The 849-nt window shown below is 43.8% G+C and carries 1 protein-coding gene; it reads right to left on the bottom strand.

Translation table 11 applies throughout. The features are described 5' to 3' along the window. A partial coding sequence (locus tag AC1DWB_RS36340; RefSeq protein ID WP_477545899.1) for a Gfo/Idh/MocA family oxidoreductase occupies window positions 1-292 on the bottom strand: 292 nt, incomplete at its 3' end. Window positions 293-849 lie beyond the last annotated feature (557 nt).

The raw sequence follows: 849 nt of genomic DNA, 5'->3' as shown, positions 1-849 counted from the left end.
GTTTCGTTGTGATCACATGTCTACCTGAACATATGATCTGATCGATTAACTTAGCCCTTCCTTCCGGAGGGGTGAACAACCCTATGACATGAACTTCAGGGTCTGCAAGGAGGCCTTCAACGGAATAGTATGGTTTCGCGCCAACTTTCCGTGCCACGTCGTCCGTCCTAGACTGATCCATATCGCAGACTGCATAGACGTAGAAGTAATCGCTTCCAATCCCCGCTTGCAAATTCTCAATTACGGTACTTCCGAACCTTAATCCAATGATGCCAATATTCAACTTATCCAAGACTCCATCACCTACCTCAGCTCATAATCAGTTGCTAGCTCGCCCGAACGGGAAAGACAGACGCCAATCACGCGCAGCCTTTCCCGTCAAGACCCCAGGGTGAAACCTGGTGATCCGTTCGCCTGCCATACCGCAGCAGTTCTACTAGCCCTGTCCAATCCTCTTGTACTTTTTTTCCATCCCTCCTCGTCATTTTATCTGTAATATACTTCACAGCTCCATCGGACACAATCTTTTTTAAATTTGTCCGCGACGAGATTTCCTTCATTAACCATTTTTCATCGTATTTATAACATTCCAACAGAACGTAATGTATCTTTGTACACCCACAAAAATTAATAACTTTTTTTCAATCGGTATTAATACCTCTGCTGGTTCTTCACCATTAACCATTCGCTCCTCCTAGACCTTAAATGTTTTCCTTTATCCAAGAACGCAACTTATCAGCATAGAAAGAGCGTTCATCTGGATCGGACTGAGAACCCTTTGTCAGATAAAGTTGATCATTCACATATCTAGGGTAAACATGGAGATGATAATGCCACACGTCTTGATTG

The sequence above is a fragment of the Paenibacillus sp. P4_E11 genome, assembly GCF_056401635.1.
The sequence above is the reverse complement of the archived record's forward strand: the minus strand, read 5'-3'. Positions and strand labels throughout refer to the sequence as shown.